Here is a 22,292-nt window from a genome sequence, read left to right on the forward strand (position 1 = left end):
GACTTGGAAGAGAAAAGGGGATGGAGAATCATGGAGCAGCGACACTTTCTGCTCATTAGCAAAGATATGGCTTTATACGGAGCAATTGCCGCCGCGTTTGCGGATGAGGGTTGGCTGCTGCACCAAACAACGACTGCGGTGGAAGGGGTTGCTAAAATAAAAAAACACCCATACGGTGGTATTCTATGGGATTTTGCCGCTACGCCTTTGGACACGATTTTAGCAACGCTGGATGTCATGCGTCAGATGATGAATGGTCCGATTATTATTATGGGTGAAGCATTTAAGCCTAAGGTTCGTCGCAAGCTGTTTCGTTTTCATGCCGATGACTGCCTGTCAAGATCGCTTAATGATGCTGAGCTGTTGGTGCCGCTGATCAGACAGCGCTTATGGGTTTATGATCAGTTAAACGTGGAACAGTCGACAGTCGATAAGCCGCGGCGACCGCAACGTGATGACGCAACGATTGGCAATTTAAGACTTGATTTTAATCATCGCTGCGTTTATGTGAATGATCAAAAGGTGATTTTAACGCCCAAAGAGTTTAAGCTGCTAAAATACCTATATGACAATCGCAATCAGGTTATCAGCCGTGAACAATTGTTGAATGGCGTTTGGAACTATGATATTTTAGGTACTTCCCGCATGGTTGACATCCATATTAGCCATCTGCGCGATAAAATAGAAAAAGATCCGCACAATCCAGAATGGATCAAGACTGCGCGCGGCTTTGGCTATCTTTTTGATACGGCTCATTTGGATAAGTAGCTTTTCTGTGTCATAATTGTCATAAACGATAATTTAAAGGAGAAGAAAATGGCATTTCCTTTTAAAGTGGTCGCTTTTGACATGGATGGCACGTTTCTGCGCGATGATAAGACGTTTGATCGTGAATTGTTCAGCCAGCTGTTGGATCGATTGTTGGCGCAAGATGTGCATGTCGTCGTGGCCAGCGGTGATCAGTATGAGTGTCTATTAAAATACTTTCCAACTCGTCATGAGCAGCTGACCTTTATCAGTGAGAACGGCGCGCATATTATTGACCATGACGAGGAGCTGGTGGTGCAGACCATGGATCCCACGGTAGTTAGCGAACTGATTCCGTTTATGGTCGACAAAATGGACCTGATACCGTCACTTTCTGGTCATCAGCACGGTTATATCTCGCCAAACGTTTCAGCATCGCAGTTAAAGCGACTACAGTTCTATTTTCCCAATCATGTTTGGATAGATGATTTCGAGCAACTGCCAGCCGATCGTTTCTATCAAATATCGTTTGTCGTTGAGCCAGACAAACTGAAAGAACAGCTGCAGGCCTTGCGCAGCCGGTTTGGCAAGCGGTTAAAGATTACGCCAAGTGGCAATGGCTCAGTTGATTTAACGATTCCTGGCGTTGATAAGGCCCAGGCACTACAAAAGATGCTTGCTCAATGGCAGCTGACGGCTGATGATCTGGTGGCGTTTGGTGATGGCGGCAATGACGTCACCATGCTTAAAATGGCCAGAGTCGGCTGGGCAATGCAGAATGCTAGCCAAACCGTCAAATTGGCGGCTGATTTTACGGCTGATGAAGACAATAATCATGATGCTGTTTTGCATGTTCTGCAATCCTATCTATAATTAATTTAAATATAAGCGGCCTTTTGTATGTTTGTCATGCGGAAGGCTTTTTTAGAGGTGATCTAATGCATCAAGAATCGCTTTTTGAACAACCAAAACAAGAACCATTGGCTAGTCGCATGCGGCCCCAGACTCTGGATCAGATCGTTGGCCAACAGCATCTTTTGGGAGCCAATCAGATGCTGCGTCGCTTGATTGATGCTGATCGCGTGCCTTCCATGATTCTTTGGGGACCGCCTGGCGTGGGCAAGACGACCTTAGCGCGGGTCATTGCTCGGCATACCAAGTCGGAATTCATCTCATTCAGCGCCGTTACCAGTGGCATCAAGGAAATTAAAGAGATTATGGCCCAAGCACAGCAAAATGCTGATTATGGACAGCGGACGCTCGTATTTGTCGATGAGATTCATCGTTTCAACAAAGCACAGCAGGATGCGTTTTTGCCTTACGTTGAGAATGGCAGCATCGTATTGATTGGCGCGACGACTGAGAATCCATCATTTGAGATTAATTCAGCTCTGCTTTCGCGCTGTCGAGTTTTTGTGCTGCAGCCGCTATCAACGGATGATCTGCAAAAGATGCTGCAGCGCGCGGCTCAGACTGGCTTTTCGCGTCCCATTCAAATTGATGACCGCATATTGAGGCAAGTGGCGATTTTTGCGGATGGCGATGCACGCACGGCCCTCAATACGCTGGAAATGCTGGTTGATAATGGCACGCTTGATGAAGAAGGTCAGCTTACGGCTACGGACCATCTTTTGGAGCAGCTGCTTGGGCATAAAACGCTTAAATACGACAAAAAGGGCGAAGAACACTATAACCTGATTTCGGCGCTGCATAAATCCATGCGCAATTCCGATGTTGACGCGGCTATCTATTGGCTGACGCGGATGTTGGATGGCGGTGAGGACCCATTATACATTGCCCGACGTTTGGTACGCTTTGCCAGCGAAGATGTTGGCCTTGCTGATACTAATGCGTTAAATGTCGCGGTTAATGTCTACCAGGCCTGTCAGTTTCTGGGGATGCCAGAATGCAACGTCCACTTGACGGAATGCGTAATCTATCTGGCGACTACCCCCAAGTCCAATGCCGTTTATGAAGCTACGCAAAAAGTTGCCGATGACGTCAAAAATACAGCCAATGAGCCGGTACCGCTCCAGATACGCAATGGCACCACCAAGCTCATGAAGGAACTTGGCTATGGCAAAGATTACCAGTATGCCCATGACACGGTCGCCAAGCTGACGACGATGGAGACAATGCCAGAAAATCTAATCGGCCATCAATACTACTATCCAACTGAGCAGGGCAACGAGATTAGCTTTAAGCGACGTTTGGCCCAGATCAAAAACTGGAAGCTGCAGCACCAAAATCATGATGGGCAGTCCGATTAAAAGACCGGCGCATAACAAAAAAGGGGCATTCTGCTGAGCAGGGTGTCCCTTTTTGGTATCCATTACATATAATATTTAGCGACTAGCCACTAGCCATCCATGACGATGCCACCGTCACAGTCGCCAATCTCGCCAGTAATAAAGCTGGCCGCGTCACAGCCGAAAAACAGAATCATCTGCGCAATCTCAGTAGGCGCCGCACCACGGCCAAGTGGAATCATGTTTAAAACTCGCTGTCTTTTTTCGGGATCGGCTTCCAATGTGGCCGTCATGCCAGTGTGGGTAAAGGAAGGGCAGACCGCGTTGGCATAGATGCCATACTTAGCTCCTTCTTTAGCAATTGCCTTGGTAAAGCCGTTCAAACCAGCCTTAGAAGATGCATAGGCCGTTGTTCCCAATAAACCGCCACCGATTTTGCCGGCTACGGAAGATACATTGACAATCCGCCCACCGCCATTGCTTTTAAAATGTTCCCAGATAGCATGAACGGTATTGAAAGGTCCGGTAAGATTGACGGCCAGCGTATGATCCCATTCGGCTGGCGATAATTCATCAAACGACTCGGCACTAATAACACCGGCCACATTGATCAGTACGTCAATGTGGCCAAAGTCATCTAAAATCTGTTGAAAGGTTGCATCAACGGTACCGCGATTGCTTTGATCCATAGCATAAGGATGGGCATGATTTCCAAGCTCAGTGGCCACTTTATTTGCTTTATCAAGCGTCAGGCCAATCAGTGCGACCGAACCGCCACCTGCAATGACGCCCTTAGCGACTTCTTTGCCAATACCGCCAGTGGCACCGGTTACGATAACGTTTTTACCATTATAGTCATAGCGCATAATAGATCCCCCTTTAATCAATGCTTGCTTTTTATTATAGTCCCAATCGTGAGTAGCAAAGCGCGAATCATCAGTTTAGATTTAAATAAACAAGTAGTAATTTACCTTAACTAAACTTAAAAACATAAAGCAGAAAACCTTTCTGATGAGTGGCTTTTATTCACTAACTTAAGCATCTACCATGTTTACAACTTTAATTTGACTTTCAGCAGCAAAGATGGAATAATTTGACTTCGATATCCCAAAACGTCTTAACAACTGAAAAATCTCAAGTTGAGACAATGATTTGGTGATCGTCATCGGGATATCGTTGATCATCGGAGAGAGAGGAATTGATATCATGACAAAGAAGGAAGTCGTAAAGGCCATGAACGATGCGGTATTGGTTCGCATTAATGATTGGCGCTGTGCTCAAGCCTACCTGATTCAAAAAGTCTTAAATGATGGTAAGGTCTTGTTGCGACGGGCCGACATCTCAATTGATGGTGAGGCCGTGCCGACTGACGAAACCAAAAATGCTGCCTGGAGCGAACTGGAAAAGCTGCAGTTGGACTTTTAGTTCTCAAATCAAAATATTTATAGAAGGTCATCTGCTTTCGATAGATGATCTTTTTTATTGACATAATGAATTGTCAGATGTATCCTGTACTAATTCCTCAATTTATTTTGGGGATTGACTTGAAGCTGGTGCATAAGGCTTTGGCAGAGTCGCCCAGCTGGCTGGCTTATCAATGAACTATGGCGTCAGGCAACGATAGCTGTTTGATTCCTAGCGTTAAGGCTTGCAGTGAGTCTTGATCGCGGTGAAAGAAAGCCGTGTTCCCAGTCAGTCAGGTAAGAGGTTAATAAGTTAAGGCACGACCCGATGCGCGTTTGCAATATCCCATCCACAGTCAATTGGGCTTGACAACCTAAGACCCAAAGTGGAACGTCACTAAAAACGTTCGCCGTGATGCTGCAGTGATGCAGCTATAAGCATCGAGGTCGGTCCGAGTCGGTCAAACGGCGGCATCCAATCAATACTTGATGAATGCTTATGCTGACCAAAAGCTGGTGGGTATCGGTCCCAGCCCATGCCTTGATTAAAGCGACAAGAGGTCATGATCGACGGGTCTTGGCTAAGCCTTGTCGAGCACGTTGCCTAATCAACTATTAACCTCGCGCCACGCAAACCAATGCGCAAGTCCGCATGCCAGTCTAGCTCAAAGGAAGAGCAGTTGCCAAACGATGCAAGTTCGATTCTTGCGACTGGGTTAGATAATCAAACAGCCCCCAAGTCACCTGCTGTTTAAGGTGTTTTGAGGGCTTTTTTTATATAAATAAATTAGTCGCGCAGTTTGAGCATCCCGTAGTCTTCAAATAATTTAGCCAGCTGCAGCAGAATATCTTCGCGACCTTTATTAGCAGTTAATTGAATTCCTTGTGGCAGACCGTTTTTGGTAAGATGAGTGGGTAACGAGATAGCGGGTTCGCCAGTCAGGTTGGCAGCCTGTGTAAATGGCGTGCGGCTGAGCGAATCCAGCCACTGATCATATATCAGCTGCCGTTGTCGGGGTCAAGAACACGTCAAATTTTTCGTGCAGCTTAGCGTGGAGAACACTGGCTTGATCCCAGATGTTCAGTGCATTGATATATTCGGCCGCGGTGACGTTTTTGCCGGCTTGCCAAAGTGCCCAAGTGACCAATTCAATCTCACTTTGGTTGACTGGGCGTTTGATTGATTGTTCAATATCAGCAAACATGGCTGCAGTTTCGCCTTCATTCATCAAATAATAACTATCAATGAGTTGGCGGCCATCAATCGGATCTTCATAGGGCTGACAGTCATAGCCAAGATCTTGGAGAAAGGTCACTGCCTCATGAACAGCTTGAATTGCATCTTCAGCAACTGGGGTTTTCACTGGCGAGGTGGTGGTCCAGCCGATCCTTAGGTGTGGACGATCGTTTAATGACTTACAGACGCCAGAATCAAGCAGCGGTGTTTGGAAGACGGCTGCGGGCTGAACGATTTGAAGGGCATCCAGCAAAAGCGCGGTATCTTTAACCGAACGCGTCAACGCAAAATTGATCGACGCTCCTTGCCATGACCGCCAATTTCCAGGACCGACCGGCATGCGGCCGCGCGTTGGTTTTAAACCAATGACGCCACACCAGCTAGCCGGAATTCTGATTGAGCCGCCACCATCATTGCCCGCGGCGACTGGTACCCAGCCAGCTGCCACGGCCGCGCCGGCACCGCCTGATGAGCCACCGGTCGTGAACTGCGGATTCCAAGGATTGCGAGCTGGACCAAAAAGTTTGGCATCAGTAATGTTCTTATAGCCAAATTCAGGAAAGTTTGTCTCACCAATAATGATGAAGCCGGCATTTTGGAGCGCCTTGACAAAATTGTCGGTTTCATTAGCCAGCTGATGGCGAAACAGCAAGCTGCCATTAGTGTCGGGTTCGCCCTTCATTCGTTGGCCAAGTCCTTTTAGCAGCAAGGGAACGCCTAAAAACGCCTGACCATGATCAACTAGCTGGTCGGCTTCTTTTAAGGCTGCCTCTGTTCTTAAGTGAATAACGGCATTCAGGGTGGGATTTTCTGCTTGAATCCTAGCTAGTGCCATTTCAACCAGTTCGCGACTGGTAAGCTGGTGTTGGCGAATCATTTCTGCTAAGCGGTAGGCCGGCAACGTCAGTAGATTCATTAAAACCACTCCTTTCAGTTTGTTAATATATTGGCCCTTTACTAAGCGGCGTCTCCAGAATTGACCATAGCCTTTGCGCGTTGGGCGTCAACAGGCGATTGGCACGAGCCGCCAGTGAAATGACAAACTCAGGCTGACTACCATCCGTCAAGGGCAAGGCCACCAAGCCATCATTGGTATCCAGTGCCAGATCCGTCAGAAAAGAGATCCCAGAATTGTTCGCGACCAACGCTTTTAAAATCTGCACGTCGCTGGTTTTAAAAACGATTTTGGGACGTACGTGAGCCAAACGCGCAGCCTGACGGAAAGCCTGGGCATGGACATATTCATCATCAAGCGTGATAAACGGATATTGCGCGGCTTGAACAAATGATATGCCATCTTTAAAAGCTGCCAAAGGGTGATCCTTAGCTACGATAATTCTGATTGGTGCCTTATCAATCACACGGGCTCGCAGACTCGGCTGTTGAAATGGCTGCAGCGATCCTAGCAATGCCAGATCAAGCTCGCCTTTTGCCAGCAGTCGCAGCATTGAGGCCGAACCATGATCAACGACTTCCAGCTGATTAAGCAGGCCCGCCTGCAGCAATGCCGGGGTGAAGCGAGGAAAGTACCAGCTACCGATGATTGGCGGCAGACCAAAGCTGATGCGTTCCTGTTTGGCACGGGTTAGTTCCTTTTGAGCAATCTCAAGCTCTTCAATCACGCGTTGCACGTGTTGGTCAAACTGAAGGCCGGTACTGGTAACCTTCAATTGATGATGCGAGCGATCACGCATGAAAAAAGTCGTTCCAAAGCTTTCTTCAAGTCGTTTGATGGCCATGGTGACGGTTGGCTGACTGATATTGAAATCTGCTGCGACCTGGGAAAAATTTTTGGTTCTAACCAAATCATGATAATAATATAATTCTTTAATATTCAACCTGAATCACCGCCATAATTGGATTTTTATTTATCATATCAAAAAAATTTATAGATTTGGGTATATTTGACTATGTGATTGGTCGGTTTTTATAATCGGTTGCGAGATGAGAGATAAAAGATGAATTTTGTTGAAAGAAGATGAAGTCTAATGCGCGGATTTCAAATCCTAAATGATCCGTTTTTAAATCGCGGTACGGCTTTTACTGAAACTGAGCGGCGTAAATATGGCTTGATTGGCCTCTTGCCGCCCCGTGTCAAAACAATTGATGAGCAGGCCGCCGAAATGTATGCACTGTATCAAAGCAAGGGATCGCTGATTGAAAAGCGTCATTTCTTAATGGAGATCTTTAATCATAACCGGACGCTGTTTTTCAATCTGATGGTTCGGCACATTGATGAATTTATGCCGATCGTCTATGATCCAGTAATTGCCGAAGCAATCGAACGCTACAATGAACGGTTCATGCAGCCGCAAGATGCCGCTTACCTGACGATTGACGATCCCGATACGATTGAACAACGCCTACAGAATGCAGCTGATCAGCGCGATATTCGGTTGATTGTCGTTACCGACGCTGAAGGTATTTTAGGAATCGGCGACTGGGGCGTTAACGGTGTGGACATCGCGGTTGGCAAGCTCATGGTCTATACGGCAGCAGCCGGCATTGATCCACAGCAGGTACTGCCGGTCGTAATTGACGCGGGAACAGATAATCAGCAGCTGCTGGCCGATGATGAGTACTTGGGAACACGCCATAAGCGGTTGACGGGTGATCCGTACTTTACATACATCGATCGTTTTGTAAAGGCGGTTGAAAAGCTGTTTCCTCACAGTCTGCTGCATTTTGAGGACTTTGGTCGCGGCACGGCTGCTCGGATTCTGGACAAGTATCAGGATCGGATTCTGACGTTTAACGATGACATTCAAGGCACTGGTATCATCGCGCTGGCAGGTGTTTTAGGGGCGCTTAAGATCTCTGGTCAAAAAATCACTGAGCAGCGTTTCTTGACGTTTGGTGCTGGCACAGCCGGAATGGGAATCGTTAAGATGCTGTACAACGAGCTCATTAAGCAGGGACTGAGCCCGAAGGAGGCTAAGCGGCATTTCTATCTGGTGGATCGGCAAGGACTGCTTTTTGATGATACGCCAGGACTTACGCCTAAGCAGCAAGCGTTTGTCCGCTCACGGGATGAGTTTGCCGACGCGGGCAGGCTTACGGATTTGACTGCGATCATCAAAGCGGTTCAGCCAACGGTAATGATTGGCACGTCAACGGTTCATAATGCTTTTACCGAAGCTGCCGTTAAAGAGATGGCCAAGCATGCTGCCCGCCCAATCATTTTCCCAATCTCCAATCCAACCGAAAAGATCGAAGCTATGCCAGAGGAACTGATCAAATGGACCAATGGCAAGGCTCTGGTAGCAACGGGAATTCCTAGTGCTACGGTCGCATACCAAGGCATCGACTACCAGATCGGCCAGGCCAACAATGCTTTGATCTATCCCGGCGTAGGATTTGGTGCTTTGGCCGTTAATGCACGGGTTATCAATGATGAGATGCTGGCCGCAGCTGCTCATGCGCTTGGTGGTCTGGTTGACGTCAAGGTTCCTGGGGCACCAGTTTTGCCGCCAGTTAGTCAGCTGACTGAATTTTCCAAGAAAGTTGCGCTTGCCGTGGCCCAGTCGGCAATTGACCAGGGCTTGGCACAGACTGATCTCAGCGCGGAACAAGCAGTCGCGGCAATGCACTGGCAGCCAGAGTACCAGCCATTTGACCAGCTGCTGGCAAACTATCGTAAATAAAATGACTCAAAGTAAAAACAGCGTCAGATTCGAGCTTACTAAGCCGATTCTGACGCTGTTGCCGTTTCTGATTAATTTTAGTAGACGGCTCCTTCATAAAAGTTAAACGAAGGCTGATTAAAATTAAAGCTGGCCAGCTCACTCATTTTGATGGCGTTGTCAGCAAATCCCCATGACATCAGGTTGATCGGCTTGCCCCATTCTTCATCGGGAATTACCAGCAGCACGTACTTGCCGTGCGCCTTAGCCCAAGCAATCTCAGTTCCCATACCAACGTCTTCTTCATCTGGAATATAAACAGCCAGCGTAGCGTCGGTGGTAGTGACGCCTAAACAGTCGCCCTTAAAGGTAGCCGTAGCCCATTCCTTATCATGCAGGTATTCTGGGTGCTCATCGACGCGAATGTTCTTGTACTGATGCTGCAGAGGAACATAGCTGTTTTCGACGTCAATGGTTGGGTTTTGCTTGATTGCTGTCATGGCTGTTTGATAGGCTTTGTTTTGCTTATCAGTAAACCAGCCGGCACAGAAGTAGATGGTTTTGCTCATCATTATCTCTCCCTTAATCAAAATCGACTCGTTTTGCTTGAGTCAAGGAATCTATTTTACCATAATTTGCGGAATAAGGATTGGCATCAGTTTTCAACTTGTTCCACAAAACGCGTTATAATATTTATAGGAAATCGATGCATCAAAAATATGCACGAACAGGAGGCTGAATGATGAAAACAGTTTTAATAACTGGCGGTACGGCTGGTATTGGTCTGGCTGCCACTAAACTTTTCTTGCAAAATGGATGGCAGGTAATGATGGCTGCGCGCAATGCCGATAAGGGGACAGCGGTAAAAACGGAGCTGGCAGCTGAATTTGGAGCCGCAATTGATTTTTGCCAAGTCGATGTCAGCGATGAAAAAAGCGTTGCCGCACTGCATGACTTCACTGTTGAACGCTTTGGCACGATCGATGCATTGGTTAACGATGCCGGAATCGTGGTTAAGGGCCGGTTGCATGAAACAAGTCTGGATGATTGGGAACGGGTCTTCGCGGTCAACGTGCGCGGTACCTTTTTGATCAGTAAGGCGTTCTTGCCTGATATGATTGCCAGCCATGCTGGGACGATCGTTAACATTGCCTCAGTTTCAGGGATGGCCGGTGATTACGCTATGACGGCCTATAATGCTACCAAAGGGGCGATTATCAACATGACGCGGGCCATGGCGATGGATTATGGGCCACTGGGAATTCGGGTCAACAGTGTTTCACCTGGTCCAACCAACACGGCTATGTTTCCTCAAACAATGAAGGAGCGTTTCAGTCAAAACAGTCCGTTGCAGCGTATCGTGGAACCAAGCGAGGTTGCGGCGGCAGTCTACTTTATGTCAACCGATGCCTCCAGTGCGATCACTGGCGAAAACATCCCCGTGACGGCTGGTTTTGAGATTGGTACCGGTCAGCCAAAACAGGCTTGATCAAGGCTGAGCCTAGGCGGTTGATTATCATTATTCGCCTGAGGTATTTAGACGTAAAAAGATCATGAACCAGTTCGGCCCATGATCTTTTAATTTTATTGATTTGACGAAGCTTGTGCCATCAGAGCCTGCTTTTGCGCGGACTGTTGAGCAGCCATCTTCTTTTTGAGCTGCTTTAATTCTGATAAAATAGATAGCAATCAAACGATCGAAGTTGCTGAAAAAATCCTAACCAAGGGTGCCCTAACCCATATCCGTAGGCTTGCTCAGCATAATCAGCAGTTTTAATCGCTAATCTGATTGGGGGATGAATAAATGTATCAAAATGTGCTTTTTGATCTGGACGACACTCTGCTTGATTTTCAAGCTGGTCAGCAGGCCGGTATTACCAAGATTCTGCAGTCACAAGGCGTACAAGACATCGAACGAGGACTGGCAGCTTTCAAGCAGATCAATCAGCATGTTTGGCAGCAGATTGAACAGGGCGCTGATCGCCAGCCATTGTTCGATCAACGATTTAATGATTTGTTTGCTCAGTTTAACAAGCAGGTTGACGGCCTGGCGCTGCAGCAATGGTATGCCAAAATGGAGGCTGCCAACTATCATACGATGCCAGACGCTCATGATATCTTGCAGCAGCTATCTAATAACGGTGTTCATATCTATGCTGCCAGCAACGGTGAGACTGGTATGCAACAACAACGTTTAAGCGGTGCCGGTCTCTTGAATTATTTTGATGCGGTGTTTATCTCAGAAGAGCTGGGGGTCGCCAAACCAGATCCACGATTTTTTGAGCAGATTATGGCTACTTGCCCAGTGTTGACTTGCAAAAATACCGTCATGGTTGGCGATAGCTGGCAATCTGACGTTAGAGGAGCGCAAAATGCTGGCCTGGATTGTATCTGGATAACCCCAAACGATCAGGTCCCTTCAGCTAAATTCGATCATCAAATCAAGATTGCACACGACTTAAAGCAAGCTGTTCAGCTGATTCTTAAATAATCTCAATCAAAAAAGGCTCGCCGTTTCAGACGCGCCTTTTTTAGGTACTTTAGGTTGAAGAGTTATTTTGCCAGCTGGTCGACAAACTTGGCATGCGGTAGTTGTGCCAAAATCTGAGGCTTGGTCTTGAACTTGGCATCAACGCGGCCGCCACCAATGATGACCTCATCCAGTTCCTTAACGCTGCTGTCAATCAAGACCTGCCAATCATCGGGCAATCCAACGGGAGTAATGCTGCCAAATTCCATACAGGTCATGGCAATAACATCGTCCAAATTGGCAAATGATGGCTTGGTGGCATCCATGGCGTGCTTGAGAACTGCTCCAGAATTAACCCGCTTGCCATAAGGAACCACGACGGCTGCATATCTAATCTGACCATCACGCTTGCCAGCAAAGGCCAGACAGTTTAACTCCTGATTAATGTCGACGCCGTAAGCCTCACTGAGTTTTTCACCATCAGCATACTGGGGATCGATTTGGGCAACCTGGATTTTATCGGTCAGCTCATGGGACTTTAAAAATGAAAGCATTTTTGGTGCCACATATTCGGGATGACTTGCAACAGAAACAAATTCAAGCATAAAAATTCTCTCTTTCTTTAAGCTAACTTGGCAATCAATTCACACAACTGATCGACATCGGCTTTTTTTGAGGCCCAGCTGGTGGCAAAACGGACGATGGTATGGTTTTCATCATATTTTTCCCAGAAGCTGAACTCGGCATGCTGGGCCAGCTCCTGCATCTTTTGATTTTCAATGACAAAAAACGTCTGATTGGTTGGCGATGAGTAGTAAAGCTGATAGCCATTTTCTTTCAGGCATTGACGAATCTGGTTGGCATAGTCGATAGCTTCTTTGGCAATCTTGACGTACAGATCGTCTTTAAACAGCTCATCGAATTGAATTCCCAAGAGTCGTCCCTTGGCCAGTAATGCACCATGCTGCTTGATAATGGTAAACAGATGCGGAATCAGCTTGGCATCCGGTATCACAACGGCTTCGCCAATCAAAGCTCCGCATTTGGTACCGCCAATGTAGAAGGCATCACACAGCTTAGCCAGATCAGCCATGGTTACATCGTTTTCTGGACAAGCCAGGGCGTAGGAAAGGCGCGCGCCATCGACATAAAGCTTCATGTCATATTGACGACAGACATCATGAATGGCTTGCAGTTCAGCTTTGGAATACAGCGTTCCGAATTCGGTTGGCTGCGACAGGTAAACCATCCCTGGCATAACCATGTGATCGTGGTTGGCATCGTTATGATAGTCAGCTGCATAGGCCACAATCTGATCAGCAGCAATCTTGCCTTCTTTGGCAGGAACCGTCAATACCTTGTGGCCACCAAATTCAATGGCACCAGCCTCATGCACGCTGATATGTCCCGTATCGGCGGCAATCACGCCTTGATAAGAAGCCAGCAATGCATCGATCATCACGGCATTGGTCTGCGTGCCGCCGATCAAGAACTCGACTTCAGTATTGGGTGCCTCACAAGCTTTGCGAATCCGTTCTTTAGCTGATAAGGAGATTTCATCGAAACTATAGCCGGGCATCTTTTGCCAATTGGTATCAACCAACCGTTTCAAAATGTTGGGATGGGCACCTTCCATATAATCAGAAGCAAATGAAATTTTTTCAGTCATTGAATATTACCTCACTTGGAATTTGATTTATGGATATCTTACGCTAAAATTATCTATGACACAAACGACTATTTAGTATGTTAAATATTGCAAATTGTCATATTAAATGAAGTGAAAAACGACTACTATCAATCATTGATCAAAAGAGAGGTCTATATTCATCATGGAAGCAATTAAGTGTGAAGCAGCAATCATGGCCGCCGAAAGAGGCAGTTTGACCGCGGCGGCCAGCGCGCTCGGATACACTCAATCGGGGATTACGCGCATGATCAACAGTTTGGAAAATGAATTGGGTTTTGCACTGTTCATACGTCAAAAAAGAGGCGTTAAACTCACTGAAAATGGCAAGATCATGCTGCCAAAACTGCGTAGTATCGTGCAGGCACAAAAACAGGCCAATGAATTGAGTGCCTCGATCCGTGGCGTTGTGCAGGGGACATTGACGATTGGCAGCTACTTCAGTGTTTCGGCAATCTGGATGCCAGCCATCTTAAAACAGTTTGAAGAACGTTTTCCAAAAATCAAAGTCAAGATGCTGGAGGGCGGTAATCAAGAAATTGCCCGCTGGCTAAACGAAAAGGCGGTCGATCTTTGCTTTTGTGCGGCCCCAGATCCGAAGACTTCCTGTGACTGGATGCCACTTTATCAAGATGAGATGGTAGTCTGGCTGCCCAAGGATCATCCAATGGCAAATCAGACAAGCTATCCGGTTGCAATGCTTAGTCAGGAAAAATTCATTCATACATTGCCCAATGAGGATACCGATCAGGATCGCTTGATTGTGGCTGAAAAGCTCCAACTCAATGAGCGCTACACGACGCGTGATGGCTTTACCACTTATAATATGGTTGAAGCGGGACTAGGCGTGAGCGTCAATCAACGGCTGATTTCGCAAAAGTGGCAAGGTGCAGTTGCAGAAGTGCCATTACGACCGGCTCATTATGTGTCACTTGGTCTGGCTGCGCCAAGCTTTAAGGAATGCTCACCGTCTGCCCAGCGCTTTATTGATTGCGTGCAGGAGATGATGTCAGAACTGACAGTGGCTGATTCAAAAACCGCTGGAAACTGAATAGCGGTTTTGTTAGAATATCAATAGTTTATTAAATTAAAATTAAAAACCGCCATTGGATGCTGAATGGCGGTTTTGTATGTGGAGGAATAAAATGCCAGGATTAGGAACCATCGTCAACGTAATTGCCATTGCACTTGCGGGAATCATTGGCTGTGTAGCAGGAGAAAGAATCTCGCCACGCTTTCAGGATATGCTGATGAAATCGGCGGCGATTGCCGTTTTGTTTTTAGGGCTGGGCGGCACTATGGCACAGATGCTGCAGTTTAAGAATGGCTCTTTTTCAACGCAAGGAACCATGATGATGATCGGCAGCCTGGCAATCGGTGGTCTGATCGGTGAGTGGCTGCGTATTGAGGATCGGTTTACCGAATTTGGCAACTGGCTCAAGCAAAAGACCGGCAACGCCAACGATCAAGAATTCATCGAAGCCTTTGTAACAGCTTCTTTAACTGTCTGCATTGGCGCGATGGCAATCGTAGGCGCGATTGAAGACGGCATTTTTGGCGACCACTCAATCCTGTTCGCTAAGGCAATTCTTGATTTTGTCATCGTCTTGATCATGGCCGCCTCGCTGGGCAAGGGTTGCGGATTTGCAGCGATTCCAGTCGGGATTTTGCAAGGGACCGTCACGTTGTTTAGCGAATTGCTCAAGCCCGTGATGACGACTGCAGTTATGAATAACATCTCATATGTTGGCTCGATTCTGATTTTCTGTGTCGGAGTCAACCTGTTTTGGGGCAACAAGATCCGCGTGGCCAATCTCTTGCCAGCGCTGATCGTTGGTGCCGTTTGGGTGATATTTTAACTTTAGACCGGCTTGATGAGCTGCTCATCAGTCGGTTTTTTTGACTGTTGAGCATGTCTGATCAGTTGTTTTATTGAATGTATTGCCAATCACGATCCGGCTGTGCAGCCTCACGAAATAGTTTTGCCGTATTGAGAAAATCCGGATAGCCAATAAATTGTTCAATAATAAAAATAGTGCTGAAATCACCTGCTTATCGGTTAATCAGCACTGTTTTTTTATTTAATCGTTACCTCAGCTTTTAATGGCGCCATTGACCAAAAAACTGATATCCAGTGGTTCAACGGCATTGGTCAACGTCCCCAGCGAGATAAAGTCAACGCCGCAACCCTGGTATTGGGCAATATTTGCTAGATCAATGCCGCCTGAAGCTTCAGTAAGAATTCCAGACGGCACCAGTTTTTGCCATTGCTTGATGGTTGCTGGCTTTTGATTATCAAACATAATCACATCGGCATGGTGTTTGATAGCTTCCTGTAATTCACTGAGTGTTTCAACTTCAACTTCCACGCGCGTCATAGGTCCCACGCTCTGCTTGGCTAGATCGATTGCCTTGCCAACGCTGCCCGCCAATGCCAGATGATTGTCTTTTAACATAATCCCGTGCGTCAGTCCCATGCGATGATTAAAACCGCCACCAGCACGGACAGCTGTTTTTTCAAACATTCTTAGCCCAGGCATCGTCTTGCGCGTATCCACGATTTTGATGGTTGGATCAGCCAGCAGCTCGACGGCTTGAGCAGTTTTAGTGGCAATCCCGCTCATGTGCTGCAGCAGATTCAAAATAACCCGTTCACCGCTTAGCAAAACGGCAGCTGATCCTTTAACTCGTGCCAGCTCGGTCTTTTTAGCGACTTTTTCACCATCGCTGACCAACAACTCAACTTCAGCACCACCTAAAAGGTCATAGACGGCACTGATAACCTGTAGGCCGCAGACAATACCATCAGCTTTGGCAATAAACGTTCCTTCAATGACATGATCTGGTAGGGGAGTAAGACTGGCATCCCCAAATTCCAGATCTTCTTTTAAAAAAGCGGTCAGTTTTTGTTTTAGAAGAAAATCATTCAGCATGAGCGTCCTCGTTCTTTCTCGGTTCCGGCAATGCCAAGACGGCCACTGAACCAATAATCAAAGAAATCATGAAAATCAAAAAGATCATATTGATGCTGACATGCTGATCGATCCAAATCCCAACCAGCAGCGGACCAACGACGGCACCAATCCGGCCCATTCCTTGCGCCATTCCTGTCATCGTACCACGAACATCAGTCTCATACAGGGTTGGCGTCAAAGCGATGATGGCACCGTAAGCACCAAGGTTGAAGAACGATAGGATGCAGCCGGCAATAACCGTCAAAGCGCTGCTCGAAACGTTGCCAAACATGATCGCGCCTAGTGCCGTCCCCAACATGTAGATTGCGAAGACGTACTTAGTTTTAATTTTACCAGCCAGCCAAGCCGCCAGATAGTATCCTGGTAACTGGGCCACCACAATGATCGTTGTATAGCCGAAACTTTCAATCACGCTGTTGCCCCGGGCCAGCATAATGCTTGGCAGCCACATAAACATTCCATAATAGCTAAACATAACCATCAACCAAGCAATCCAGAGCAGAATGGTCTTGCCGTGAAAAGATTTCTTTAAGGCTTGGCCCAAACCAACTCGTTTTGTTTGAACATGACTGATTTCTTGAATATTACGACGCATCATAATAGCAAAGAATCCAGTCAGCGCGGTAACTAAAAGCAGACCCCGCCAGCCAATTTGCGTGCTGAACAAAAATGACAGAAATGAGGCAATCAACCAGCCAATTGCCCAAAAGCTGTCAGCCATAATCAGCATTTGTGAGCGCTTGTTGCCCTGGTACAAGTCAGAAATGTAAGTAGCAGCTACTGGCAGTTCGCCACCGAGTCCCATTCCAACAAAGAAACGAATTACCAAAAAGCTTTTAAAGCCAACCGCGGCCGCTAAGACCACATTCCCCAGTGAAAACATCAGTAGGGTAATGATCAGCGTGTTTTTGCGGCCAATTCGATCAGCCAGGTGACCAAAATAAAAGCCGCCGCAGATCATCCCAATAGTGCTGACCGAACTGATCAATCCAGTCTGTGAATTGGCCAGCCCCCAAGCTTTGCGAACGATCGGCATGATAAATGACAGCAGACCTACGTCCAACGCGTCAAACATCCATGCCGTTGCGATAATTAAAAACGTGGCAAATGCCGTCTTCTTAACTTTAATTCCTTGATCCATTTTGCTTCTCCCTTAACCAGTTTAAAAAAGTATTAGTTACTTTTATTGTGGTTAAGTGTAGTCCTTTGTTATATAAATGCAAGCTTTAATTTGGGATTTACTAAATCAGTTAACGATTATGCAACCGTTGCCGATCCCGATCTGATCCTGTTTTGTAAAAGTAAAATCTACCTAAAATAATTTAGAATTAGATATTTTCGAAACCGCTTATCCAGGGGATGCAAATTGACTACAAAATCAGCATCCCAAAAATAAACAGCGACCACATAATCTCGTCAAACGATTAAAAGGCAGCAGAATTTATGAAAATGAGCCGTTCGACTGACTTTTAAGGTGCAGCCTGTTTTGACCTGCCAAATGATTTTTGATACGCTGTTTTTACGTTTAAGATTTAAAAGTTAAGGAGAAGTCGATGCCAAACAATAATTTAAAAATGGATCTTCCGCGCTGTTCGTGGGTCAACCTGCAAAATCCGCTTTATGTGAAATACCACGATTGTGAATGGGGCAGGCCAGTTCATGATGATCACGGGTTATTTGAAATGCTACTGCTGGAATCGTTTCAAGCTGGCTTGTCATGGGAGACGGTCTTAAATAAACGGGAAGCTTTCAAACAGGCATTTGCTGAATTTGATGTTGCCAAGGTTGCTAACTTTAATGATGAGGACTGTCAACGGCTATTGAAAAATCCGAGGATCATTCGTCACCGTTTAAAAATTCGCGCGGCGGTTAGCAATGCTCAGGTCTTTATAGCTATCCAACAGGAGTGGGGAACGTTTTCGAAATATCTGTGGCATTGGACGGATGGGAAGACGATTCAAGAAATTGGCGCAACCACGTCCAAGCTTTCTGATGACATTGCCAAAGATCTCAAAAAGCGCGGGATGAAGTTCGTAGGTACGACTACAATTTATGCATATCTGCAAGCGGTTGGCGTGATCAACAGTCATGAGCATTCCTGCTGGCTAGGGTGATCACTGCCGTCATGACTAAACCTGCTGAACGCAGCATCACCATAAATTTACAGCAGCCATGATAGCTGATGCTTTTGACAACGTTTACAATCGTGGTGGGCAGTTTATTTGCATCCCTGAGTCAGCGTGCTATGCTAAAAATAAATAACCGTAATGAGGTGATTCTAATGACGGATTATCAAGAAAAACTGAATGAAGCACGAGCCAATAATCGCAATCTGTTTGGTGCACTGGGTGAGACAGGCAAAGGCTTTAACGCTATGCATGATGCTGCCGTCAAGAATGGCGCGCTTGATTTGAAGACCAAAGAGCTCGAAGCGATTGCGATCGCGATTGCCATGCGCTGCGAGGGATGCATCGTTCAACATGCCAAGGCGTGCCTGAAAGCCGGCGTTACCAGAGATGAACTGGTTGAAACGATTGGGGTTGCTGTCATGATGGGTGGCGGTCCAGCAACGGTTTATGGTGGCAAGGCACTGGACTGTTATGATCAGTTTGTTCAAGCGCAAAAATAAACTATCGTCAAGAACGATAAAACGCAAAGCCTAATCGATACTTTAGATAAATAAAGAGGTTGGGAAGAAACTATATTTTCAGATAAATTTTAGAAAATAGTAATATGAAAAATCGCTAGAAATCAACGTTTTCAGTAACGTGGTTTTTAGCGATTTTTAAGTTTTGAGACTTTTTTCCCAGCCTCTTTTAATTCGTATTATCTGGAGGCAAGGTCTTTAACCGTTTGGACGTTTAATTTGCTTTGCGTGACAGAAATCAGTTTGATAAATCAGACCAGGTGTCGTTTTTTTAGCCAGCATCCTGTCTAAACTTAATTTAGATAACGCAAACCAGCAAATATCCAGCAATTCTGCCAGCGCGTTCGGCAATGATGATGGTGAAAGGTAGACTCGAATCTGACCATGTTTGCCACGGGGTCAAAACGTTAACCTAATCATATTTAAGACCTTGTGAGGAAAAATTGGTTCTGAGCGGCAGCTGGTCGAGCAATTACCTACTATTGCTTGATTTTTGGTTAATAGTAGGTAACTGCATATTCGATTTTCCGGAATTTACCTACTTTGGGAAGCATTTTGCCGAATAGTAGGTAAAGTTGCATATTTGGGGGCTGATTGGGTTGGACCAACTTTGTGAATTACCTACTATTGCGTGATTTTTATCAAATAGTAGGTAATAGCAGGTGAAGTTAGGAATGCCTAACTCAATATACATTCATTTTTACCTACTATACAATGGCTTTTTCGAAAAAGTAGGTAATGAGATTTTTATCATATGTTATTATACATGATTTTTTGCATAATCAACGCTGATGATGTTTTTTTGCCATTGTCAGACGGCCGGGTTTTAAAACTAATCAAGGTATGCAAACAATTACGCTGCCAACCTTAGATCACGTTTCGCAAAGAGCAATAAAGTCGATCCATCCCATGTGTAAAATCACGAGTTGGATCGACTAAACATAATTAAGATCATGCTAAGGTAACTTGCCAACAATCAGTCAAGTTTTCCGTATATTTCATCATCAACTGGTTCCAGCCATTCGTTAGTAGTTTTGGTACCTGGAATGCCAAATGCCAGATGACTGAACCAGCTGTTTTGCTTAGCGCCGTGCCAGTGCTTGACGTTGGCTGGAATCTCAACGACATCGCCAGGCTTTAGACTTTGCGCCGGCTTGCCTGCTTCTTGATACCAGCCTTCGCCATCAACGCAGATCAAGACCTGGCCACCGCCACTGGCTGCGCGATGAATGTGCCAGTTGTTGCGGCAGCCCGGTTCAAAAGTAACGTTGCTGATTGTCAAAGGATCGCTTGGTTTTGACAAGACGTTAAGATACGACTGGCCGATAAAGTATTGAGCGTAGGCATCGTTTGGGCATCGTTTGGCTGACCAATCCCAAACATCCCGCCGTGAGCATTGGCAGGATCCTTTAAGTCCTCGGCATAGACTTCTTTGGCTTGGTTGAAGGCGGTCCAGGCATTGGGCCAGCCGGCATAGAAGGCCAGGTGAGTCAGCAGTTCGGCCATTTCTTGTTTGGTAACGCCATTTTTACGAGCTGTTGCCAGGTGGTAATGCAGTGAGCTGTCTGTAATTCCTTTGCCAATCAGTGCGCTGATCGTGGCAATACTGCGCAGCTTTAGCGACAGTTTGTCTTTACGTGACCAGACCTCACCAAAGAGCACATCATCGTTTAAATGAGCAAATTCGGGGGCAAATTCGCCCAGTGCATCGTGTCCTGCAGTTTGTTTCATTAGATCTTACCTCCATAAACCGGGAAAAAGCTGTCTTTCCCATAATCTTTGATGTGTTCCAGCTGCTTCATCGTTTCCAGATCATCAGCCTCAATAACAAAGTCGACATCAGCATTCTGCTTCATATGATCAGGGTTGGCCGTTTTAGGCAGTGGCAAGAGACCAAGCTGCAGATCATAGCGGATGCACAGCTGAGCTACTGAAACGCCATATTTGTCAGCCAGCTCATTTAAAAATGGATTGGCTAAAACGGCGCCATGCGCAACTGGTGAATAAGCCTCGACCAAAATATCGTTCTGCTGACAAAAGTTAATCAGTTCAAACGGCGTATTCGTGACATGCGCCAGGATCTGATTGACGGCTGGGCGAACTGCTGCGTGATCCAGAATATTTTGCAGATCGTGCTGGTTGAAGTTGGAAACGCCAATCGCGCGTAGCTTGCCGGCATGATAGGCGTCCTCCAAGGCTTGGTAGGCGGCCAGGTTGCCGGCTTCATGTCGGTCGGCGGATTGGTTGACTTCTTTCCATGGCTGCGGACTGTGAATGATCATCAAGTCAATGTAATCCAGTCCCAGTTTCTGTAGCGACTCATCGATTGCCTGAGCGGCCGCTTCGTAGTTTTTGAGCTCCGCGGCCAGCTTGGTGGTTACAAAGATCTCATCACGGGCCTTGCCGGATCGCTGAATACCGCGGCCAACGCCTTTTTCATTTGCGTAGGCTTCAGCACTATCAACATGGCGATAGCCCAGCTGCAGAGCCGCGGTAACTGCTTTTTCAGCCGTTGCGTCATCTAATAGCCAGGTGCCTAAAGCAAGCTTGGGAATTTTGATACCGTTGTTTAGTTGATAATCTTCATTAAGAATCGTCACTTGAGATCACTCCTTGGTGTTTTTGCTTGTAAAGTTCATTCCTGGAATCTGATCCAAGGTTAAATTAGAGATACTGTCGGGATGATAGACGGCTTTTTCGGTACCGGCCTTGATTGCTTCTTGGTAGTACCAGTCTTTATAGTCGAGTTCCTTGAGATAGAAGTTGAGCTGCTCAATCTGATCAATGACGTGCTGACGCTGCTGTTTAATAATGGCATAGCGTTGTTCCAGCGTTGCATCGCCGTCCGCGCACAAGTCAACGTATTTTTTGATCTGGCGAATCGGCATTCCGGTACCCTTTAGGCAGTTTAGAATGCGCAGCCAGGGGAAATCGGTATCTTCAAAAATACGGATGCCATTGACGCGCTTAACATTGGGCAGCAAGCCTTCCTTATCGTAGTAGCGAAGCGTGGAAGGGGTAACGCCCATCATCTGAGCAACCTGAGAGATGGTGTATGACATTTCCCATCCTCCTTTCATTTCATCAGCTGATGTCTTTATGCTAAACCTTAAAGTTAACTTTAAGTCAATTATTTAAGTGATATTTCCTGCAGTTTTTTGTAAAGGCGCGGTAGGTGGACGACACAAAAAAGTCCCAGCCGGAAATTACCAGGCTGAGACTGTTGAATTGATGTTAAGCAACTCATTAATAAT

Annotated in this window: 20 protein-coding genes, 1 tRNA gene and 2 pseudogenes; 12 read left to right on the top strand and 11 right to left on the bottom strand. The window is 46.4% G+C overall.

All coding sequences use genetic code 11. The features are described from left to right. The first annotated feature begins 30 nt into the window (after positions 1-30). The 3 genes from ACLUWI_RS02215 to ACLUWI_RS02225 all read left to right on the top strand — a co-directional run bounded on the left by ACLUWI_RS02215 (position 31) and on the right by ACLUWI_RS02225 (position 3,017). Positions 31-768 (top strand): winged-helix domain-containing protein, encoded by a 738-nt coding sequence (locus ACLUWI_RS02215; protein ID WP_412145971.1) that lies wholly within the window; start codon positions 31-33, stop codon positions 766-768. 48 nt (positions 769-816) lie between these two features. Beyond that, positions 817-1,620 carry a Cof-type HAD-IIB family hydrolase gene (locus tag ACLUWI_RS02220; protein WP_412145972.1) on the top strand — a complete coding sequence of 268 codons (804 nt, stop codon included), beginning with the start codon at positions 817-819 and terminating at the stop codon, positions 1,618-1,620. 65 nt (positions 1,621-1,685) lie between these two features. Further along, positions 1,686-3,017 carry a replication-associated recombination protein A gene (locus tag ACLUWI_RS02225; RefSeq protein ID WP_412145973.1) on the top strand — a complete coding sequence of 444 codons (1,332 nt, stop codon included), beginning with the start codon at positions 1,686-1,688 and terminating at the stop codon, positions 3,015-3,017. 89 nt (positions 3,018-3,106) lie between these two features. Here the strand turns inward: ACLUWI_RS02225 and ACLUWI_RS02230 are convergent, their stop codons facing one another. Continuing rightward, positions 3,107-3,862: an SDR family NAD(P)-dependent oxidoreductase gene (locus ACLUWI_RS02230; protein WP_412145974.1), complete on the bottom strand. Its 756-nt coding sequence runs from the start codon at positions 3,860-3,862 to the stop codon at positions 3,107-3,109. A 340-nt stretch (positions 3,863-4,202) separates the two neighbouring features. Here ACLUWI_RS02230 and ACLUWI_RS02235 point away from each other — a divergent pair, with 340 nt between their 5' ends. Continuing rightward, positions 4,203-4,421, top strand: a complete 219-nt coding sequence (locus tag ACLUWI_RS02235; protein WP_412145975.1) for a hypothetical protein — start codon at positions 4,203-4,205, stop codon at positions 4,419-4,421. 632 nt (positions 4,422-5,053) lie between these two features. Beyond that, positions 5,054-5,116 (top strand) — tRNA-OTHER (locus ACLUWI_RS02240). A gap of 70 nt (positions 5,117-5,186) precedes the next feature. Here the strand turns inward: ACLUWI_RS02240 and ACLUWI_RS02245 are convergent. Further along, positions 5,187-6,552: pseudogene (locus ACLUWI_RS02245) on the bottom strand (amidase family protein). Between the two features lie 22 nt (positions 6,553-6,574). Then, positions 6,575-7,474, bottom strand: coding sequence for a LysR family transcriptional regulator (locus ACLUWI_RS02250; protein WP_412145976.1), 900 nt, complete (start codon positions 7,472-7,474; stop codon positions 6,575-6,577). Positions 7,475-7,624: 150 nt separating this feature from the next. Between ACLUWI_RS02250 and ACLUWI_RS02255 the strand changes: the two genes are divergently transcribed. Then, positions 7,625-9,280: a malolactic enzyme gene (locus ACLUWI_RS02255; protein ID WP_412145977.1), complete on the top strand. Its 1,656-nt coding sequence runs from the start codon at positions 7,625-7,627 to the stop codon at positions 9,278-9,280. Positions 9,281-9,357: 77 nt separating this feature from the next. Here ACLUWI_RS02255 and ACLUWI_RS02260 read toward each other — a convergent pair whose 3' ends face one another. Then, a complete protein-coding gene (locus tag ACLUWI_RS02260) occupies positions 9,358-9,831 on the bottom strand; it encodes a nucleoside 2-deoxyribosyltransferase (protein ID WP_412145978.1) in 474 nt (157 codons plus the stop codon). 170 nt (positions 9,832-10,001) lie between these two features. Between ACLUWI_RS02260 and ACLUWI_RS02265 the strand changes: the two genes are divergently transcribed. Both ACLUWI_RS02265 and ACLUWI_RS02270 read left to right on the top strand, forming a co-directional pair. Next, positions 10,002-10,748, top strand: a complete 747-nt coding sequence (locus ACLUWI_RS02265; RefSeq protein ID WP_412145979.1) for an SDR family NAD(P)-dependent oxidoreductase — start codon at positions 10,002-10,004, stop codon at positions 10,746-10,748. 315 nt (positions 10,749-11,063) lie between these two features. Further along, complete coding sequence (locus ACLUWI_RS02270) at positions 11,064-11,750, top strand: YjjG family noncanonical pyrimidine nucleotidase (protein WP_412145980.1); 687 nt, start codon at positions 11,064-11,066, stop codon at positions 11,748-11,750. 62 nt (positions 11,751-11,812) lie between these two features. Here ACLUWI_RS02270 and ACLUWI_RS02275 read toward each other — a convergent pair whose 3' ends face one another. Together ACLUWI_RS02275 and ACLUWI_RS02280 are read right to left on the bottom strand one after the other, a co-directional pair. Further along, positions 11,813-12,334: a YbaK/EbsC family protein gene (locus ACLUWI_RS02275; RefSeq protein ID WP_412145981.1), complete on the bottom strand. Its 522-nt coding sequence runs from the start codon at positions 12,332-12,334 to the stop codon at positions 11,813-11,815. Between the two features lie 17 nt (positions 12,335-12,351). Further along, positions 12,352-13,398, bottom strand: coding sequence for a threonine aldolase family protein (locus ACLUWI_RS02280; RefSeq protein ID WP_412145982.1), 1,047 nt, complete (start codon positions 13,396-13,398; stop codon positions 12,352-12,354). Positions 13,399-13,561: 163 nt separating this feature from the next. Between ACLUWI_RS02280 and ACLUWI_RS02285 the strand changes: the two genes are divergently transcribed. Further along, positions 13,562-14,467, top strand: coding sequence for a LysR family transcriptional regulator (locus tag ACLUWI_RS02285; RefSeq protein WP_412145983.1), 906 nt, complete (start codon positions 13,562-13,564; stop codon positions 14,465-14,467). A gap of 94 nt (positions 14,468-14,561) precedes the next feature. After that, positions 14,562-15,275, top strand: coding sequence for a DUF554 domain-containing protein (locus tag ACLUWI_RS02290; RefSeq protein ID WP_272215018.1), 714 nt, complete (start codon positions 14,562-14,564; stop codon positions 15,273-15,275). A 234-nt stretch (positions 15,276-15,509) separates the two neighbouring features. Here the strand turns inward: ACLUWI_RS02290 and nadC are convergent, their stop codons facing one another. Next, complete coding sequence (nadC, locus tag ACLUWI_RS02295) at positions 15,510-16,349, bottom strand: carboxylating nicotinate-nucleotide diphosphorylase (RefSeq protein WP_412145984.1); 840 nt, start codon at positions 16,347-16,349, stop codon at positions 15,510-15,512. After that, the gene (locus ACLUWI_RS02300; protein ID WP_412145985.1) at positions 16,339-17,532 is read right to left on the bottom strand and encodes an MFS transporter; all 1,194 of its coding nucleotides are present in this window, start codon (positions 17,530-17,532) and stop codon (positions 16,339-16,341) included. Before ACLUWI_RS02300 ends, nadC begins: the two co-directional genes overlap by 11 nt. Positions 17,533-17,965: 433 nt before the next feature. On the opposite strand from ACLUWI_RS02300, the gene ACLUWI_RS02305 reads away from it, so the two are divergent. Beyond that, positions 17,966-18,505 carry a DNA-3-methyladenine glycosylase I gene (locus tag ACLUWI_RS02305; RefSeq protein ID WP_412145992.1) on the top strand — a complete coding sequence of 180 codons (540 nt, stop codon included), beginning with the start codon at positions 17,966-17,968 and terminating at the stop codon, positions 18,503-18,505. A 167-nt stretch (positions 18,506-18,672) separates the two neighbouring features. Next, positions 18,673-19,020 carry a carboxymuconolactone decarboxylase family protein gene (locus tag ACLUWI_RS02310; RefSeq protein ID WP_272217321.1) on the top strand — a complete coding sequence of 116 codons (348 nt, stop codon included), beginning with the start codon at positions 18,673-18,675 and terminating at the stop codon, positions 19,018-19,020. A gap of 994 nt (positions 19,021-20,014) precedes the next feature. On the opposite strand, the pseudogene ACLUWI_RS02315 reads toward ACLUWI_RS02310, so the two are convergent. The 3 genes and pseudogenes from ACLUWI_RS02315 to ACLUWI_RS02325 all read right to left on the bottom strand — a co-directional run bounded on the left by ACLUWI_RS02315 (position 20,015) and on the right by ACLUWI_RS02325 (position 22,100). Beyond that, a pseudogene (locus ACLUWI_RS02315) lies at positions 20,015-20,769 on the bottom strand (carboxymuconolactone decarboxylase family protein). Further along, the gene (locus ACLUWI_RS02320) at positions 20,769-21,638 is read right to left on the bottom strand and encodes an aldo/keto reductase (RefSeq protein WP_412145986.1); all 870 of its coding nucleotides are present in this window, start codon (positions 21,636-21,638) and stop codon (positions 20,769-20,771) included. Before ACLUWI_RS02320 ends, ACLUWI_RS02315 begins: the two are co-directional and overlap by 1 nt. Positions 21,639-21,644: 6 nt before the next feature. Next, positions 21,645-22,100 (bottom strand): MerR family transcriptional regulator, encoded by a 456-nt coding sequence (locus tag ACLUWI_RS02325; protein ID WP_412145987.1) that lies wholly within the window; start codon positions 22,098-22,100, stop codon positions 21,645-21,647. Positions 22,101-22,292: the final 192 nt, after the last annotated feature.

Source organism: Limosilactobacillus mucosae (assembly GCF_046939755.1).
Lineage (GTDB): Bacteria > Bacillota > Bacilli > Lactobacillales > Lactobacillaceae > Limosilactobacillus > Limosilactobacillus mucosae_A.